The sequence below is a fragment of the Sphingomonas pollutisoli genome, assembly GCF_029167165.1.
GTDB lineage: Bacteria > Pseudomonadota > Alphaproteobacteria > Sphingomonadales > Sphingomonadaceae > Sphingomonas > Sphingomonas pollutisoli.
Window position 1 is genome coordinate 270,725 of sequence record NZ_JARFNJ010000001.1, and the last position, 17,792, is coordinate 288,516.

15 protein-coding genes are annotated in these 17,792 nt (G+C 67.5%); 8 read left to right on the forward strand and 7 right to left on the reverse strand.

Features of this window, described 5'->3' with window-relative positions; translation table 11 throughout:
• Positions 1–11 precede the first annotated feature (11 nt).
• The gene (locus PX554_RS01205) at positions 12–629 is read right to left on the reverse strand and encodes a TetR/AcrR family transcriptional regulator (protein WP_176787197.1); all 618 of its coding nucleotides are present in this window, start codon (positions 627–629) and stop codon (positions 12–14) included.
• Positions 630–710: 81 nt separating this feature from the next.
• Between PX554_RS01205 and PX554_RS01210 the strand changes: the two genes are divergently transcribed.
• Both PX554_RS01210 and PX554_RS01215 read left to right on the forward strand, forming a co-directional pair.
• Positions 711–2,300, forward strand: a complete 1,590-nt coding sequence (locus PX554_RS01210; RefSeq protein WP_275498254.1) for an ABC-F family ATP-binding cassette domain-containing protein — start codon at positions 711–713, stop codon at positions 2,298–2,300.
• Positions 2,288–3,520: an MFS transporter gene (locus PX554_RS01215; RefSeq protein WP_093225373.1), complete on the forward strand. Its 1,233-nt coding sequence runs from the start codon at positions 2,288–2,290 to the stop codon at positions 3,518–3,520. Before PX554_RS01210 ends, PX554_RS01215 begins: the two co-directional genes overlap by 13 nt.
• 4 nt (positions 3,521–3,524) lie before the next feature.
• Here the strand turns inward: PX554_RS01215 and PX554_RS01220 are convergent, their stop codons facing one another.
• Positions 3,525–3,971: a DUF1348 family protein gene (locus tag PX554_RS01220; RefSeq protein ID WP_275498257.1), complete on the reverse strand. Its 447-nt coding sequence runs from the start codon at positions 3,969–3,971 to the stop codon at positions 3,525–3,527.
• A 222-nt stretch (positions 3,972–4,193) separates the two neighbouring features.
• Here PX554_RS01220 and PX554_RS01225 point away from each other — a divergent pair, with 222 nt between their 5' ends.
• Entirely contained in the window at positions 4,194–5,240 is a 1,047-nt protein-coding gene (locus tag PX554_RS01225; protein WP_275498259.1) for an alpha/beta fold hydrolase, read from the forward strand.
• Positions 5,237–5,767, forward strand: a complete 531-nt coding sequence (locus tag PX554_RS01230; RefSeq protein ID WP_275498261.1) for a cytochrome P460 family protein — start codon at positions 5,237–5,239, stop codon at positions 5,765–5,767. Before PX554_RS01225 ends, PX554_RS01230 begins: the two co-directional genes overlap by 4 nt.
• Before the next feature lie 86 nt (positions 5,768–5,853).
• Here PX554_RS01230 and PX554_RS01235 read toward each other — a convergent pair whose 3' ends face one another.
• Genes PX554_RS01235 through PX554_RS01245 form a run of 3 tightly spaced genes read right to left on the reverse strand, consistent with a single transcriptional unit; the run spans position 5,854 to position 8,373 of the window.
• Positions 5,854–6,633, reverse strand: a complete 780-nt coding sequence (locus PX554_RS01235; RefSeq protein WP_275498263.1) for an alpha/beta fold hydrolase — start codon at positions 6,631–6,633, stop codon at positions 5,854–5,856.
• A gap of 22 nt (positions 6,634–6,655) precedes the next feature.
• Positions 6,656–7,069, reverse strand: a complete 414-nt coding sequence (locus PX554_RS01240; protein ID WP_275498265.1) for an organic hydroperoxide resistance protein — start codon at positions 7,067–7,069, stop codon at positions 6,656–6,658.
• A 32-nt stretch (positions 7,070–7,101) separates the two neighbouring features.
• Positions 7,102–8,373 (reverse strand): epoxide hydrolase family protein, encoded by a 1,272-nt coding sequence (locus PX554_RS01245; RefSeq protein WP_275498266.1) that lies wholly within the window; start codon positions 8,371–8,373, stop codon positions 7,102–7,104.
• Positions 8,374–8,603: 230 nt separating this feature from the next.
• On the opposite strand from PX554_RS01245, the gene PX554_RS01250 reads away from it, so the two are divergent.
• The 4 genes from PX554_RS01250 (at position 8,604) to PX554_RS01265 (ending at position 14,595) form a co-directional block, all read left to right on the forward strand.
• Positions 8,604–9,716, forward strand: a complete 1,113-nt coding sequence (locus PX554_RS01250; RefSeq protein ID WP_275498268.1) for a redoxin domain-containing protein — start codon at positions 8,604–8,606, stop codon at positions 9,714–9,716.
• Positions 9,717–9,774: 58 nt separating this feature from the next.
• Positions 9,775–10,620: an oxidoreductase gene (locus tag PX554_RS01255; protein WP_275498270.1), complete on the forward strand. Its 846-nt coding sequence runs from the start codon at positions 9,775–9,777 to the stop codon at positions 10,618–10,620.
• 3 nt (positions 10,621–10,623) lie between these two features.
• Entirely contained in the window at positions 10,624–13,371 is a 2,748-nt protein-coding gene (locus PX554_RS01260) for an ATP-binding protein (protein WP_275498272.1), read from the forward strand.
• Positions 13,372–13,557: 186 nt separating this feature from the next.
• Positions 13,558–14,595, forward strand: a complete 1,038-nt coding sequence (locus tag PX554_RS01265; RefSeq protein WP_275498274.1) for a LacI family DNA-binding transcriptional regulator — start codon at positions 13,558–13,560, stop codon at positions 14,593–14,595.
• Here PX554_RS01265 and PX554_RS01270 read toward each other — a convergent pair.
• Together PX554_RS01270 and PX554_RS01275 are read right to left on the reverse strand one after the other, a co-directional pair.
• Positions 14,586–16,160, reverse strand: coding sequence for an MGH1-like glycoside hydrolase domain-containing protein (locus PX554_RS01270; RefSeq protein ID WP_275498276.1), 1,575 nt, complete (start codon positions 16,158–16,160; stop codon positions 14,586–14,588). The two genes, PX554_RS01265 and PX554_RS01270, sit on opposite strands and share 10 nt — an antisense overlap.
• Positions 16,157–17,758, reverse strand: a complete 1,602-nt coding sequence (locus tag PX554_RS01275; protein WP_275498279.1) for a glycoside hydrolase family 43 protein — start codon at positions 17,756–17,758, stop codon at positions 16,157–16,159. The genes PX554_RS01270 and PX554_RS01275 overlap by 4 nt, the downstream gene beginning before the upstream one ends.
• Between the last annotated feature and the right edge of the window lie 34 nt (positions 17,759–17,792).

A 17,792-nucleotide genomic window follows, 5' to 3' on the forward strand; every position in this document is an offset into this window, starting at 1 on the left:
GGCGGCTGATTTCAGGGGTGGACCGCGCGCAAGAACAACTGCCAACGCATCTCGAACACGGCATCCGGTTCCCAGTGCGGTGAGTCGGACCATTTAGAGCGGCTGGCGGCGCCGTCGAGCAGGTCGATCAGGATCTCGGCGATATTCATGGCCTGATCGAGATCCCACCCCTGTTCGGGTGCGGCAGCCCTGATCCCGTCGCACATAGGTTCGAGCGCGGCGGCGGACCACAGACGAAGCTTGGCCCGCAGATGATCGGACCGGCCGGCCTCCAGCGCGATCGCGATATAGAGCGTTGCGTAGCCCGGCGACGCCGAGAAGCCGAAATAGGTACGCGCGACAGCTCGCAGCTTCAGGAGCGGGTCCGCCTCGGTACGAGCGGCTTCGATCAACGCCGCCCGGAAGCGTTCTACGTCGCGGTCGACCACCGCCTCCAGCAAAACGAGCTTGTTGGCATAGCGCCGGTAGATCGTGTGCTTGGACGATCGCAACACCGTTGCGACCTCGTCGATCGTGGTTCCGGCATAGCCCTTCTCGGAGAACAGTGCGCGCGCGGTATCGAGCAGGGCTTCGCTGCGCGCAGCGGCCTCGGCCTGGGTCGGGCGTCCACCGCTTGCACGTTCGATCACGCCAACGGCCTCCACACCTTGTCCATTTCGCTATTCACTGTTAACGACACGAAACCGTGCCGTTTACTTTCGATGATCTCCATGCCTTCGATTAGCCTATCTGACCTTGCCTGGGCGACCCCTGACGGACGCGCCGTTTTCAGCGGGCTCGATCTCAGCTTTTCGCGGGAGCGGGTCGGGCTGGTCGGGCGCAATGGCGTGGGCAAGACGACGTTGTTCCATATCCTGTCTCACGACCTGACACCGACCGCTGGACGCGTGAGCATCGACGGGACCGTCCGGCTGATGCGGCAGCGGGTCAGCGCGGAAGAATGCGCGACCATCGCGGAGCTGTTCGGCCTCACCGAGGCGCTTGCCGTCCTACGGCGTGCCGAGACCGGCACGGCAACGCTCGATGATCTAGCGGTCGCGGACTGGACGTTGGAGGAGCGAGTCTGCGACGCTTTGGCGCAGGTTGATCTGGATGTGGGCATCTCCACCCCGCTGGCGGCGCTCTCCGGCGGTCAGCGCACCAGGGCGCTGCTCGCGGCGGCCATTTTCGCGAGTCCTGACTTCCTCCTGCTCGACGAGCCGACCAACAATCTCGACCGTGCGGGTCGTGATGCGGTCGCGCGATTGGTGGAAAACTGGAAAGCCGGGCTCATCATCGTCAGCCACGACCGCGAACTCCTCGACCGTGTGGACGCCATCGTCGAGATGACCAGCTTGGGCGCTTCCCGTTACGGTGGCAATTGGACCCAGTACCAGGCGCGAAAGGCGGTAGAACTCAGTGCCGCCGCGCAGGATCTCGCTCACGCTCAGAAGCAGCGGGCCACGGCCGAGCGCGACGCGCGTACAGCGAAAGAGCGACAGTTGAGGCGAGAGGCCGCGGGCGCCCGCAAGGCAGCGAAAGGGGACATGCCCCGCATCCTGCTGGGCGCGCGCAAGAACGCGGCCGAGGCGACCCGCGGCAATAATATTCGCTTGGCTGAAAGGCTGTCGGCTCAGGCGGACGCGGCGGTCGCGGCCGCCCACGAACGCGTCGAGAGATTGCAGAAGCTCTCGATCGTGCTCCCCTCGACCAACCTTCCCGCCGGCCGAACGGTGCTATCGATGGCGGGTGTGTCGGGCGGCTATGATCCGGCAGCACCGATAGTCCGGCGCTTCAACCTGTCGATTGTGGGGCCGGATCGGATCGCGATCGTCGGGTCCAACGGATCGGGCAAGACGACGCTCCTGAAGCTCATCGGCGGTGAACTCGCCCCTTTTTCCGGGAATATCCACGTCGCCGCGACCATGGCGATGGTCGACCAGCAGGTCGCGTTCCTCGATCCCGACGCGACGATCCTCGAGAATTTCAAGCACCTGAATCCAGGCGCGACCGAGAATGCGTGCCGCGCCACCCTCGCCGGCTTTCTGTTCCGGGCCGATGCCGCGCTCCAGCAGGTCGGCACGCTGAGCGGAGGTCAGATGCTGCGCGCGGGGCTCGCCTGTCGCCTCGGCGCCGATCAGCCGCCCGAACTGCTGATCCTCGACGAGCCGACCAACCATCTCGACCTGGACTCGATCGCCGCGATCGAAACCGCGCTGCAAGCTTACGACGGTGCGCTGCTCGTCGTCAGTCATGACGAGCCGTTCCTGCGGAACATCTCGATCTCGCGCCGGATCGAGGCAGACGCATGGGCCGCATGAGCCCGCGCTGGTATCGCGATCTGGACGCGGAGGGACGGCGTGCCGTCTGGAGCACCTATGGCGGGTTCATCCTCGATGCCATGAACGTGCAGCTCTACGCCTTCGTCCTGCCCGTGCTGCTCATCCTCTGGCATATGTCCCCGTCGCGCGCGGGCGTCCTCGCCACCGCCGCGCTGCTCTCCGGCGCGATTGGCGGCTGGGTCGCCGGCATGGTCTCCGATCGGATCGGACGGGTACGGGTGCTCCGGCTCACGATCCTGTGGCTCGCGATATCGAGCGCGGTATGTGGTCTCGCCCGCTCCTACGACGAACTGCTGCTCGCCCGGATCGTCCAGGGCGTCGGGTTTGGTGCCGAATGGGCGGTGGGCGCGGTCTTCATCGCCGAGGTTGCCGCGCCTGCGACACGCGGGCGCGTTACGGGCTCCGTTCAGAGCGCTTGGGCACTCGGCTGGGCGATTGCCGCGGTCGTAACGGCGGTGGCGCTCTGGCGCCTACCTCCCGAGCTCGGCTGGCGGGCCACCTTTTTCGTCGGGCTGCTACCGGCCGCTTGGGTGTACTGGCTTCGCACCCGCCTCGACGAGACGCCGAGCTTCTCTAGTCCGCAGGCCGAGGGCGACTGGCATGCGATCTTCTCAAGCGTTACGCGCGGACGCACCCTGCGCGGCAGCATCCTCGCGACCGGCACGCATGGCGGTTACTGGGCGCTGGCGACTTGGTGGCCGACCATGCTCCGCCTCGAACACGCGATGACGGCGGCACAGGCGACATCGCACGTGGCCACCCTCATCGGCGGCTCGTTCGCCGGTTACCTTCTTGGCGGCTGGCTCGGCGATCGCGCCGGTCGCAGGCTGACGCTCGCCACCTTCGCGGTCGGTGGCATCGCGGCGGTGCTCGCCGCCACCTTCCTGCCGCTCCCGGCCTTCGCTTTCCTTGCCCTGAACGCCGTGATCGGCCTGTTCGCACTCGGCCTTTACAGCGCGATCACCCCGGTGCTGACCGAACTGTTCCCGACCCGGCTGCGAGGCTCCGGGCTCGGCTTCTGCTACAACGTCGGCCGGGGTCTCGCAGGCGCGGGGCCACTGGCTATCGGGGCAAGCATCGCCGCGTTCGGCATCGCGCCCGCGATCGGGCTGTATGTAGCGTTTTCCTACAGCCTCGTACTGATCGCAGTGGCGCTACTTCCCGAAACGCGCGGACTCGAATTTGGCGCTGCCGCCTGAGGGATCAGAAACCCAGCTCGGACAAAGTCGGGTGGTCGTCCGGGCGCGCACCGGCCGGCCAACGCAGCGCGCGCTCGTACTCCGCGATCGGCAGTTCGTTGGCCGCGGTCAGGCGGCGCGTGACGAGGCCGGCGGCATCCAACTGAAGGTCTTCGCTGCCATAAACGCGGAACCACGTTCCGCCGTCATCGCGAAACTCGCGGGCGAAGCGAAGCGACAGGCGTCCCACCCCTTCGGCCCAGCCTTCCAGGAGCACGCGCGCGTCGATCTCGCGGCAGACCTGGCGCTGCGCATGAGCGCGGATCTGCTCGCGCCCCCACAGGAAGTGGACGCGGTCACGCCAGTGGCAATCAATGGTGTTGCCGAACACGATCGCGTCAAGATCGCGCCTGTTCCAGGCGTTCTCGGCGTCGCGGACGTGCCGCGCCATCGCAAGGCTGGGTTGGGGCATGTCATTCCCATCTACAAAGCCGGCCCGAAGGATTGCGGACGGACGATCCGTTCATCATCACCAGCACGGCCCTGGATGCCAGTTAGAGGGTGTTAGCTCATGTTCCCCGTGGCGCGCAGACGCGGGTGCGGCGGGAGGCTGACGGCGCATAACAGCGCCTAACGGGTACGTGCGCGCGCGCCGCGCTATTCCGGCACCACCGCATAGTCAGGAGGAACCGCCATGGACATCGCCACGACCGACGCCATCGACACGGGTCGGCGAAACTTCGTCACCGCCGCCGCCGCGGGTGCCACCGCGTTGCTCGGCGGCGCTGCGAACGCGCGGACGGCGAGCCCCCCGCGCCGCGCCGTCGCTCGTTCCGCGCCCGCGCTTGGGCCGGTGAAGCAGATCGACGCCGGCGATCTCAATGTCGGCTATGTCGACGTGGGGCCGGCGAATGGGCCGGTGGTCATGCTCTTCCACGGCTGGCCCTACGACATCCACAGCTTCGCGGAGGTGGTGCCGCTGCTGGTCGCGAGGGGTTACCGCGTCGTGGTTCCGCATCTGCGCGGCTATGGTACCACGCTGCTGCGGTCGCCCGAGATCGTCCGCAACGCGCAGCCGACCGCCCTGGCGACCGACGCCATCACGCTCATGGACGCGCTCCGCATCAAACAGGCGATCGTCGCCGGATTCGATTGGGGCGGCCGCACCGCCGACATTTTGGCAGTGCTCTGGCCGGAGCGCTGCAAGGCGCTTGTTTCGGTCAGCGGCTATCTGATCGGTAGCCGGGCCGCCGGCGCCAAGCCGTTGCCGCCAAGGCAGGAATTGCAGTGGTGGTATCAATTCTACTTCGCGACCGAGCGCGGCAAGAACGGCTATGCCGCCAACACCAACGCCTTCAACCGGCAGATCTGGGAGCTGGCGTCGCCGAAATGGGCATTCGACGATGCCACGTATCAACGCTCCGCCGCTTCCTTCGCCAACCCGGATCATGTCGACATCGTGATCCACAATTACCGTTGGCGGCTTGGGCTTGCCGAGGGCGAGGCGAAATATGACGCGGCGGAGGCGAAGCTCGCCGCTGCGCCGGCGGTGTCGATCCCGGCGATCACGATGGAAGGCGATGCCAATGGCGCGCCGCACCCTGAGGCCGCGAATTACCGCGCGAAGTTCACCGGCCCGTATGCGCACCGGCGCATAACCGGCGGGATCGGCCACAACCTCCCGCAGGAGGCGCCGGCCGCCTTCGCGCGCGCCGTCCTCGATGTGGCGCGACTGGCATGATCGCCGCGCGACCAGCGCTCGGCGCGGTCGCGGCGCTGTTCCTCGCGGTCGCGCTCCCGAGGGTTGCGGCACGACCGGCCGACCCCGCCGAGGCGTCGCCCGTCTATGGGGTAAGGCTACCGCCCGGCTACCGGGACTGGAAGCTCATCAGCGTCGCTCAGGAGAACGGCAAGACCAACGATATCCGCGCGATCCTCGGCAACGACATCGCCGTGAAAGCCTTTCGCGCCGGCACCCGCCCGTTCCCGGACGGGGCGACGATCGTTCGTCTCGCGTGGCGCTACCAATCGTCGCCACGCAACGACGCCGTGTTCCCGGCCCCGCAGTCCTTCGTTGCCGGCGCGCCGACCAACGTACAGGTGAGCGTGAAGGACGCGAGGCGCTATGCCTCAAGCGGTGGCTGGGGCTACGGCCAGTTCGAGGGCGGCGAGGCCAATCGTGACGAGACACTCACCCGCTCGTGCGTCGCCTGTCACACGAAACTGCCGAAGTCCGCGGATCTGGTTTTCACCGATTACGCGCGCTGAACGAACGCAAATGGTCGGCTAGGATTGGAGGCAGCGCCGACCCTGAACGTGCGCGCCGGCGGAAGGTAAGCCGCCGGCGCGGCGCGTCAGCGGGTCGCGGCGGCGCGTTCGATCACCTGCGCGACCTCGCCCGGATGCGAAACCATGACGACATGCGACGCGCCCTTCACGACCACCGTCTGCCGGGCGTGCGCACGCGCCGCCATGAAGCCGAGCGCGGCGGGCGGGATGTTCCGGTCACGGTCGCCATAGACGAAGTAGGACGGGATGCGCTTCCAGCCCGGCCGGGGCGACGGCTCGGTGAGCGCGCCCGCCGCGATCGGGCGCTGTCCGACCGACATCAGATATGCCCGTGCCGGGTCGACGTCGGCGGCGAACTGCGCGGGGAACTTGCCCTGCACGATGTAGAGGTTCTTGCCGCCACCCGGTAGCGGTACGGCTGGCGCGAGCGCGCCGGCGAGCGTGCTGCCGGGGAACTTGCCGCTCAGCCCGAGCGCGGTCTCGCCCGCGTCGGGCGCGAAGGCGCTGACATAGACCAGTGCCTTGACGTTGGCCGCACCGGTCGCGACGGCGCTGATGACCGAACCGCCATAGGAATGGCCGACCAGCACGACCCGCCCCTTCAGGCGCGAGACGACGCTCGTGATCTCGGCCGCGTCGCTGCGCACCCCGCGCAGCGGGTTTTCCATCGCGATCACGAAATAGCCGTCTCTGCGCAGGATCGGGATCACCCCGTTCCAGCTCGACGAGTCCGCGAAGGCGCCGTGGACGAGCACGATGATGGGCTTGGCAGGCGCCTGCGCCTGCGCGGTAGGCGCGATGAGGGCCGCGGCGAGCGCGAGCCCGCCGGCGAGGAACGTTTTCATGGCGTTTTCCTTTCGGGAACGGTCAGGCGAGTGTGACGACGGCGTCGATGTTGCCCTTGATCGCCTTCGAATAGGGGCAGGTGCGGTGGGCGGTGTCGATGAGCTGGCGCGCGACATCCGCGTCGAGCCCCGGCGCGCGGACGGTCAGCCGGGCGCCGAGCGAATAGCCGTCCTCGCCCTGACGCAGGCTCACCTCGGCATCGATCGCGAGATCGCGCGGAAGCGCGATGCCCTTGGCGCGCGCGGCGTGCGCCATCGCGCCCTCGAAACAGGCCGACCAGCCGGCCGCGAACAATTGCTCGGGATTGGTGCCCTGCCCCGGCCCGCCTGGCACCGACAGCGTGAGATCGAGCCGGCCGTCGGAACTCCGCGCGGCGCCGTCGCGTCCGCCGGTGACATGGACGTTGGCGGTGTAGAGCGTCTTGGTGTCGGACATGGTCTGTCTCCTGATACTGCGTAAAGGATCGGTCAGCGGATCGATCGGAAGGCGGCGCGCACCTCGTCGGCGAAGATCGCGGGCTGCTCCCATGCGGCGAAATGGCCGCCGCCGCGCGCTTCGTTGAAGTAGAAGAGGTTGGTGTAGGCGCGCTCGGCCCAGCTCCGGGGCGCGCGGAAGATCTCGCCCGGAAAGACGCTCACCGCGACGGGCAGGTCGATCACGCCGCGCGCATTGAAGTTGTTGCTATGGTCTTCCCAGTAGATCCGCGCCGCCGACGCGCCAGTCCCGGTCAGCCAATAAAGCGAGATGTCGTCGAGGATCTCGTCGCGCGTCAGCACGCGCAGCGGATCGCCGTTCGCGTACACCCATTGCGCGATCTTCTCATACATCCACGCCGCGAGTGCGACGGGCGAGTCGGCCAACGCATAGCCGATCGTCTGCGGCCGGGTGTTCATCTCGATCGCATAGCCGGCATTGTCCCGGTAGAAGGCGGCGAGCTGGTCGAACGCACCGCGCTCCTTGGGCGTGAGCGTCGCCGGCGCGGGATCTCCGGCCGCGAGCGTGCGAGCGATATCGGCCGGCACGACGGCGGGCATGTTGAGGTGGATGGCGAGCAACCCCGGCACCTTCTGCAACGCCATACGCTGCGAGATGACCGAACCGCAGTCACCGCCTTGCGAAACATATTTCGCATAGCCGAGCCGCCGCATCAGCGTCGCCCAGGCGCGCGCCGTGCGATCCGAACCCCAGCCGATTGTGGTCGGCCGGGCCGAGAAGCCGAAGCCGGGAATCGAGGGAATCACGAGGTGGAAGGCGTCCTCGGCCTTGCCGCCGTGCGCGGTCGGGTCGGTCAGCGGCCCGATCACCTTGAGGAATTCCAGCACCGAGCCCGGCCAGCCGTGCGTCAGGATCATCGGCAGGGCATGGTCGTGGCGCGAGCGAACGTGGATGAAGTGGATGTCGAGACCGTCGATCTCGGTGATGAACATCGGCAGCGCGTTGAGCCGCGCCTCGATCTTGCGCCAGTCGTACGCGCCGCCCCAATAGCGTAACAGCGGCTCGATCGTCTGGCGGCGCACGCCCTGCCCATCATCAGGCGCCGGCTGCGTGTCCGCCCAGCGCGTGTCGGCGATGCGCCGCTTCATTCCATCGACCTCGGCGGGCGGGACCGCCACCTTGAACGGACGGATCGCCGTGCCGCCGGCCTCGGCGCGGAGCATCGCGGGCAGCGCCCCCGCCGCTCCCGCCGCCGCCGCGCTCGCCATGAACGTGCGGCGCGTTGTCATGAGGTCTTCGAGCATTTGCCGTCTCCCTGCCCCGGATCGACCCGGTCGAACCCGAAGTAGCGGGATGGCGGCGCGATGCCCGTTATCGCCAGTGATCCGGCGTTAGACGGTGATGGCCCGCGCGACCGGAGACGGACCTTTCAGTGTCTAACAGCGTGCGCGCGACGACTAACACCGGATTGCCGCCCGCCACGCCTAACGTGCGGACCAACCCGGCCGAGGCCGACAGCGCGAGAGAAACGGTCATGTTCAGGATCCGCTCCTTCACCTTCGCGGCGGCCGCCGTTCTGGTCGCCGGCGTCACCACGGCGGTGTGCTGCGGGGAGGCGCTGCAACTGGTCGCCGCCAAGCCGCTGCCGGTGCAGTCGGCGATCGCCGCCGCACCCGCGGACGCATCAGCGCAGCCGCTATCGGCCCTGTCCGAAGCGGAGCCGTGGCTCACCGCCGTTCCGGGCGGCGTGGCGGCGCTGCGCGGCAAGGTCGTGGTGGTGAATTTCTGGACCTATTCCTGCATCAACTCGCTGCGGGCGCTCCCGGCACTGCGCGCGTGGGACCAGCGCTACCGCGACAAGGGGCTGGTCGTCATCGGCGTGCACGCGCCCGAATTCGCGTTCGAAAAGGATTCGGCCAAGGTGCGCGCCGCGTTGCGCGACCTCGACGTGCGCTATCCCAACGTGCAGGACAATCACTACGCGACATGGCAGCGGTTCGGGAACGAGGGCTGGCCCGGCTTCTACTTCATCGACGCCAAGGGCGCGATCCGCGGCTATCGGCTCGGCGAGGGCCATTATGACGAGGCCGAACTGCTCATCCGCACGCTGCTGACCGAAGCGGGCCAAGACGTCTCCGGCATCAGGCCTGCCCCGCCGGCCGGGACGGGGATACAGGCCGAAGCCGATTGGAAAAACCTCCGCTCGCCCGAATCCTACCTCGGCTATGCCAAAGCCGGAGATTTCGAGTCGCCGGACGGGCTCCGGCGCGACGTCGCGCACCGCTACCAACCGGCGGCGAGCCTATTGCCGAACCATTGGGATCTTGCCGGTGCATGGTCGATCGGACGCGAGTTCGCCACTCTGGGCGACCCGACGGGTGCGATCCGCTATCGCTTCCACGCGCGGGATCTTCATCTGGTGCTCGGCGGCGCGGCGGACGGCCAGCCGGTCCGCTTCCGGGTTCTCATCGACGGCGCCCCGCCGGGCGCTAGCCACGGTGCCGATGTCGATGCGGCTGGTTGGGGCGAAGTTCGACAAGACCGGCTGTACCAGCTCGTTCGTATGGCCGGCGTCATCGCCGATCGCACCGTGACGGTCGCGTTCACCCGGCCCGGCGTGCGCGCCTATGTCTTCACCTTCGGATGACAGCTCGGGCTTGAACGGACGTTCCAAAACATTCATACCTCACATGGAAGGGCAAAGCATGGCACGAACGTGGTTGATTACCGGCAGCTCTCGCGGCTTCGGTCGGGCGCTGTGTGAAGCCGTCCTCGAATCGGGCGACAATCTCCTCGCAACCGCGCGTGATCCCGGTCAGCTTCAGTCGTTGGCGGCGCGGCGGCCGGGCCAGCTCGGCACCGCCGCGCTGGACGTCACCAACGAAGCGCAGGCGCTGGCCGCGGTCGCGACCGCCATTCGCACGTTCGGCGGCCTCGACGTGCTCGTGAACAACGCCGGCTACGGCAATGTCGGCTCGGTCGAGGATACGTCGATCGAGTCCTTTCGCGAGCAGATCGAAACCAATTTGTTCGGCACCATCATCATGACCAAGGCGGTAATTCCCCATATGCGCGAACGCCGCAGCGGGCATATCGTGCAATTCTCCTCGGTGGGGGGTCGCCTGGGCGCCCCCGGCCGCGCGCCCTATTCCGCCGCGAAGTGGGGCGTGGAGGGTTTTTCCGAAGTGCTGGCGCAAGAGATGGCGTCGATCGGCGTACGCGTCACCATCATCGAACCGGGCGGCTTTCGCACCGACTTCGCGGGCGCATCGACCAGCCTCGACAGCGGCCGCCCCGAATATGACGCGGTGGTGGGCAAGGCGGCACGCATGCAGCAGGCGTATGACGGCCACCAGCCGGGCGACCCGAGCCGCGGCGCCCGAGCCATTCTCGAGATCGTCGCGTCCAACGCACCGCCCTTGCGCCTGCCGCTCGGCTCGGATGCGGTCGCCGCGCTCGAGCGTGGCGATCGCGCCCGGCTGGAAGAATTGACGGCGTGGCGGGCGCTCAGCATCTCGACCGATTTTCCGTCGGACGACGGTAGCGCCTGACCGATGCCCGAGCACGGCCGAACCAGCGAGCGGGTCCGCTTCGGCCCGTTCTGCCTCTCCACCTCGGAGCGGCTGCTCACCCGGGACGGCGTGCCGGTCGAGATCGGCGGACGATCGTTCGATCTTCTCGCCGCGCTGGTCGAGCAACCGGGGCGGGTGCTGTCGAAGCGCGAGTTGCTCAAGCGCGTCTGGTCCGATGTCGTGGTCGAGGACGGCAGCCTGCGCTTTCACATGGCGGGCTTGCGCAAGCTGCTCGGCGGGGGTGAGAACGGCGCGCGCTATATCGCGACCCAGGTCGGCGTCGGCTACGCCTTCGTGGCGCCGGTGGAGGCGGTGTCACCGTCGCATGCGGCTGCCGTTCCCGCCGCGGTCGCCGCTCCGTCGCGGCCCGCGCCGACCACCATCAACATGCCCGCACGCCTGCCGCATCTGATAGGGCGCGACACCGATCTTGCGCTCCTCACGCAGCGGATCGTCGGCACGCCGTTGTTCACGATCGTCGGCCCCGCCGGGGTCGGCAAGACCACGCTCGCGGTCGAGATCGCCCACCGCCTTGGGCCGGAATTCGGCGATCAGGTCACCTTCGTCGATTTCAGCCAGCTCGAAGATCCGGCGCTCGTCGCGCAGATGATCGCCGGGGCGATGATGATCGCGGTGCAAAGCGACGATCCGCTCGCCGTCATTCTCGGCCACATCCGCGACAAGAAAGTGCTGCTGCTGCTCGACAATTGCGAGCATGTGATCGAGCCGGTGTCGGCGATCGTGGAGCGCATTGTCGCGGCCGCACCGGGCGCGCGCATTCTCGCGACATCGCGCGAGCCGATGCGGATTCGCGGCGAGCACGTCCACCGTCTCGACGCCCTCGCCTATCCCGAGCATCCCGAGAGCCTCGGCCGCGAACAGCTCCTGTCCTACCCCGCTATCCAGCTTTTCTGCGAGCGCGCGCTGGCGGGCGACAGCACACTTCAGCTCGATGAGGCGGCGGCGCGCCTGATCGCGGGCATGTGCCGTCGGCTGGACGGCATGGCGCTCCCGATCGAGCTGACCGCCGTGCGCGCGGCGACGCACGGGATCGAGGCGACCGCGCGCCTGCTGGGCGATCGGTTCAGCCTCGGCTGGCATGGGCACCGCACCGCGACGCCGCGCCAGCAGACCCTGCAAGCGACGCTCGACTGGAGCTACGATCTGCTGTCCGGCGTCGAGCAGATCGTCCTGGCGCGGCTGGCGGTGTTCGTCGGCCTGTTCTCGATCGATGCCGCGCTCGACGTCGTCGCGGACGAGCGCATCAGCGCCGACGAGGTCTCCGCCGCACTCGACGAACTCGCCTCCAAATCGCTGGTCGTGCCGCAGCGTGCGCGCGGTATGGGCACCTATCGCTTGCTCGAAATGACGCGCGCCTATGCGCGTGAGAAGCTGCTCGCGCGCGGCGCCGACGAGGCGAGGGCGACGGCGCGGCGCCATGCGAGCTTCTATTTCCGCGAAATCGACGCCGCAGCCGCCCAGGACGCCGAGGCGCTGCACGACCTCCGCGCGCTGCGCCAGCAGCTCGGCAATATCCGCAGTGCACTCGATTGGGCGTTCGGCCCGGATGGCGACGCCAGACTGGCCGTCCTGCTCGCGGCCGCGAGCGCGCCGGTCTTCCTCAACCTGTCATCGCTGGTCGAGTGCCGGACGTGGTGCGCCCGGGCGCTGTCGATCATCCAGGACGAGCAACGCGGCACTTCGATGGAGCTGGAGCTTCAGGCGTCCCTCGGCACCGCGCTGATGTTCACGCGCGGCAACAGCCAGGCGGCGGGTGCGGCGCTATCGCGAGCACTCGAGGTCGCCTCCACGCTGGACGACAGCTGGAACGAGTTGCGGCTGCTCGGTCGGCTGCACATCTTCCACGAGCGCCTGGGCGACTATGCCGATGCGTTCGGCCACGCCGAGCGCGCCGTTCGGATAGCCACCACGATCGGCGAGCCGGAGGCACTCGGCGTGGCTTATTCGCTGTCGGGCATCTCGCACCACCTCGCCGGCGATCAGACGCGTGCGCGGCGCGAGCTGGAACTCTCGCGGAAGAACAGCGCGCCGTCGCAGCGGGAACGAACGATCCACTACGGCTTCGATCATCGCAACCGCGCCACCATCGCGCTTGCCCGCGCGCTCTGGCTCACCGGCGATGCCGATCAGGCACTGCACATGGCGAAGCAGGCGGTCCATGAGGCCGAACGCCTGGACCATGCGGTCACGCGCTGCATCGCGCTGGTCTGGTCGTTCTCGGTCCACCTGTGGGCCGGGGATGTCGAGGAGGCGGAGCGGGCATTGGCGGCCTTCGCCGACTGCGCGGACACCAACGCCCTCGGGCCATATATCGCGGCGACCGACGGGCTGCGCGGCGAACTCGCCGTCGCGCGCGGCGACGCGGGCGCGGCGGTCGGCTTGTTGGAGGAGAGCCTGTCGCGGCTCCGCGCCGCCCGCTACGAGCTTCTGACGACGCCCTTCTCGCTCGCGCTCGCGCGTGGCCTGATCCGCGACGGGCGATGGCCGGAAGCGCACGATCTGCTGATCGCGGCGATCGGACGCTGCGAGACGAGTGGCGAGCGTATACTCGTTCCCGAGCTGCTGCGTGCCCAAGCGGAAATTACCGAACGGGCGGACAACAGCCACGATGCGGCCGCCGATGTCCTTCGCCGCGCGATCGCCCTCGCGCACGAGCAAGGCGCGGTGGCTTGGGAGCGGCGATCTTCATTGGCCCTTGCCGCATTATAGGAAGGCGCAACCGTATCGAACGATGCTTCGGCCGCTTCAAGCGTTCCGACGTTTCGCCGCACGCTATGATTGCCGGACCGTCCACTTCGCGGGCGCATCGGACAAAGGCCCATCCAGGATGTTCTTTCGAAATGCAGGCGGTATCCTTAACCTCATGCGGCGAGCAAAAGGCCGGAAGGGACGCTATTGCGACAGACGGAACGCCACTCCAGTGCCGACCCCACCATAACCGACGTCGCGGAGGCGGCGGGCGTATCGATCCGCACGGTGTCGCGTGTCCTCAACCACTCGCCGAAGGTCAATGCCGCGACGCGTGAAAAGATCGAGGCGGCGATCGTCCGGCTCAATTTCCGGCCGAGCGCGCGTGCGCGCGCGCTCGCGATGGGACGATCGTTCCTGATCGGTATGGTCCACAATGATCGCAATGCACTGGTGCTCGAAGCGGTGCAGCGCGGCATCGTCGGCGAGGCCGCCCCTGAAGGGTATGAGCTTATAATGCACTCGACCCCGCCGGTGAACAACCGCGCGATCGAAGACGTCATGGATTTCGTCCATCGCTCACGGGTCGACGGAGTTCTCGTGCTGCCGCCGGTCTCGGGCATCCCCGGCCTTGCCGCTGCATTGGCCGAGGAGGGCGTGCCGGCCGTGGCGCTTTCGGCAACCCCGGTCGAGGGCTATGCGTCTGTCATAATCTCCGAGGAACGCCGCGCCGCCGCGGAGGTGGCGCGCTATCTGGTTGGTCTGGGGCATAAGCGGATCGCGATGGTGACGGGCCCGCAGGATATGGTCTCCGCGGTCGAACGCCGGCTGGGCTTTCTCGAAGCGCTCGAAGAGGCCGGCTTGCCGCTGCTCGTCGAGGCCGAGGGCGATTACGGCTTCACCTCGGCCTTGGCGCCAGCCGAGGCGTTCCTGGCGCTTCCCGAACCCCCGACAGCGATTTTCGCGGCTAACGATATCATGGCGGCGGCGGTGTTGAAGGTCGCTGCCGCACGCAGCGTCGGCGTGCCGAGCGGACTCTCGGTCGTAGGCTTCGACGGCAGCATACTCGCGCAAATGCTGACGCCCGCACTGACGACAGTGCGGCGCCCGTTCGACGAGATGGCGCGCCAGGCGACTCGGCAATTGCTTGACCGGCTCGGCGGGTTGCCGATCACCCAGGTGGCTCGCGCCGAACTCGTCCTGATCGCCGGGGAATCGAGCGCGCCGCCGCCGCATCAAACCTGAAGCGGCACGTCCGTGTTGGCGGCGACGACGAGGCGCTGCGGACGTCCATCCCTCAGCCGAAGCGTCAGCGACTGCGGGAGCGCTTCAAATCCGGTCAATCGCAGCAGCTTGCCGTTTGCATCCGTGACGAGCCGGACACTGCCACCGTCTATCCGTGCAACGCGAACGGCATCGAGATGCAACGTAACGCCGCGCGCGTCATAGGAGAGTGTGGCAAGACGCCCTCGATCGGTCTTCAACTCCAAGCGCGTGCCTTGCGCGGCGGGATGCTGCGGGCGGCAGTTCCAATGTAATTCCTCGCCAGCCGGTTGCACGCCGACCAGCCGCCAAGTGAAATCGACCATCACCAACGCCGACGGCGAATAGCCCACAGAGTCCGCCTGGGTGAATGCACCGGTCACCGGGTCGATTTGCTGACGGAAGCTCGGGTCGCGCTGAATCGCCTCGCACCATTGATTCATCAGCGTGCCGAACTCAGCCGAGCGCCGATAATGGTCCATCCACCGCCCGGTGCGCAGCGCGGTCAACGCCTGCGCGGCGCCGCCCCAACTGTTCCCTGGTATCGGCCGCACGAACGTCGGATCATCCAACGCTATCGAGGGCAATGGGTAGGGCGTCCAGAACGCCTTCGAATTGCCGAGTTGGTGCTGCCACAGCGAATCGAAAGTTCGCTGGTCAACGACATGCTCTCCAACGACACGCGTGAGAATGTCGCCCCGGACCCGAACGAAGCGATCGTCGGCGTCAAGGTCGTAGAAGGCGGCGTCCTCCGCGACGTAGAGCCGGTCGAGGATCAACCGCCGGATCGCCTCGGCCTGCTCGTCCCAACGGGCAGCATCCGCCGTCCGGCCGAGCGCCCGCGCCATCTCCGCGAGTGCCCGGCGTCCGCCGTGAACGGTGGCCGACAAATCCGGGCACAGCCGCGGCAAGGCGAAACCCTGCGGGAAGCGCCGTGCGTCCTTGTTTGGACACTGGTTGGGCACGCCAGCCCAGCGCGGGCTGTTGTCATGGCCCGTGTCATACGTGCAGAATCCTTCGATCAACCCGGTGCCGCGGGTGTTGCGATGGCGCATCAACCATCCATCCCAGGCCGAGCAGGCGCGATATGCGGCTTCCAGCAATTCACCGTCGCCGGTCGCGCGCGCGAGCTCCCACGCCGTCGCGGCGATCGGCACCACCATTTGAATCTGGCCAAAGCCGGTTTCTGTCAGCTTGTTGTTGGCGGGCAGTTGTCCGTCCGCGCGCTGGAGATCGAAGAAGGTCCGATGGCTCGCACGCGCCACGTCGGGCCGCCAATGGCGATAGACGAGCGCCTCGTGCGGTCCGCACTCCTGCCAGATGCCCTGATATTGCGCGCCCTCGATCAACACCGGATCTGGCACATATGGTAGCACGCGCACGTTGCCGGCGAGCACCGCCAGAGCTTTGTCATAGGCGGTCTGCCAGCGCGTGTTGGCGGTCACGAAAACGGGCGTGTCGCTCGCCACCGGCGCGGCGCGCGTCGCAGCGGGCAGCGCGAGCGCTGCGGCGGTGTTGGCGAGGAAGAGGCGACGGTCGATGGTCATGGCTGCTCCACCTGAAAGGAATCGACATCGATGCTGCCGCCCGGCACGGCGTGGGTGAAGCTGAACAAGGCCGGCCGCGATCCCTTCCACCATGAGAATTTGGCGAGCGCGATCGCGTCGCCGAACGGGAGGAAACGTCTACCGTCGAGGCTATAGCTGTAGCGCACGGTCTGGTCGGAGGCGACGTCCGCACGCAGCGTCACGGTGAGGCCGGATACTCTCGGTCCGGGGGTTTCGGCCCCTTTCGACGCGAGTGTGATCCGCCGTACACCATCATCCTGCGCGATGCCGATCCAACTCGGCCCGACACCGAACAACGACAGGCCAGCACGCTGACCATCGCGCATTCGCGACACGTCGATCCGTGTGCTGATCCGGCTGGACGGGCCATGCAGGATCTGCGTCAGGGTGTTGCGAGCCGTCACCAGATGATCGCTTCGCAGCGCGGTCAGCCGCAACCAGCCGGGACGAACGGTTAGACTCCATGCGCGATCGTCCGGATTATGATTCCATTCCCATTGCACCCCAAGGCGCGGCGACGCGAAGTCGTCCGACGCCTGGATCTGATCCCGGGTGGGCGGACTTCCCGTATCTGGCATGGGCGCCGACGCGACCGGCTGCCCGGCCTCCGCGTCACCCGCGATCGGGTCGCCGATCACCGGCCAATCATCGATCCAGCGCAAGGGTTCGAGATAATCGATCCGTCCGAACGCGCCGGTCGAATTGAAGTGAAGAAACCAACCTTGCCCTGACGGGGTCTCGATCCACGCGCCCTGATGCGGTCCCTGCACGCCGCTCGTGCCGGGCTTGAGCACGGTCCGCCATTCGTATGGCCCCCGAATGTCGCGCGCGCGCACGACCGCTTGCGGGCCGGTCGCGACACCGCCGTAGGGCGCGAATATGTAGTACCAGCCCGCGCGCTTGTAGAGCTTGGGGCCTTCGAGCGTCGGTAGGCGCACCTTGTCCTCCGCGACGACGGTTCCGGCGTCGAGCACGCGGGTACCGTCGGCGCTCATCCGGTGGAGGATCAGCGGCCCGGCACCGGTTCGACTGTGGATGAGCCACGCGGTGCCGTCATCGTCCCAGAACGGGCACGGATCTTCCAGCCCCGCCTGCGCAATCACCGCGGTCGGTGTGCTCCATGGGCCGGCCGGATTGGTCGCGGTGGCCATGAAGATACCCTCGTCCGGCGTCGGCCAGTACACGAAGAACTTGCCCGCGTGGTATCGGATCGCCGGCGCCCAGACACCGCTCGCATAGCGTGTCCCGCCGACGGGCTTCGAAATCGCGTCGGTCAGCGTGTGGGGGCCGGGCATGTCATATTCGGACGCAAACGGCAGCTTGGGGAGGACATGGCCGATGATCGTCCAGTGGACGAGGTCGGTGGAGTGCAGCACGGGTAGGCCGGGAGAGAAGTGGAAGCTCGAAGCGACAAGATAATAGTCGCGGCCGACGCGAATCGCGTCGGGGTCGGAGTAATCGGCGAACAGAATCGGATTGGTGAAGCGCGATCGAGCGCCTCCGCCGTTCGCGTCGGCAAGACCGCAGGAGAATGCCAGCACGGCGACGCACGCTGTAACGCATCTGGCGATCTTCATCGTTCGGTCTCTCCCAAGCCGTAGTGCGGTGCGC